Origin of the sequence: Bittarella massiliensis (ex Durand et al. 2017), assembly GCF_017566145.1 — a bacterium.
GTDB lineage: Bacteria > Bacillota > Clostridia > Oscillospirales > Ruminococcaceae > Bittarella > Bittarella massiliensis_A.
Map to the genome: position 1 here is coordinate 1 of NZ_JABFCL010000338.1, position 213 is coordinate 213.

Consider the following 213-nt stretch of genomic DNA (forward strand, 5'->3'; position numbering starts at 1 on the left):
TCCCTCAACAGGATCGTGGATGTCATGGAAGAACAGATGAAAGGCTGGGACAATGAGATTGTCATGATTACTCACGGGGACTGCGAGGAGGACGCACAGTATGTCGCCGGACTCATCCGTGAAAAATACGGGATTGACAACATTCTGATTAACGATATCGGAACTGTCATCGGAACTCATACCGGTCCGGGCGTAATAGCCACTTTCTGTATG

Annotated in this window: 1 protein-coding gene; it reads left to right on the forward strand. The window is 48.8% G+C overall.

The genetic code is table 11. The features are described from left to right. Positions 1 to 15: 15 nt before the first annotated feature. Positions 16 to 213, forward strand: a 198-nt coding sequence (locus HJY11_RS14575) for a DegV family protein (protein WP_368041635.1), incomplete at its 3' end; no start/stop codon positions are given.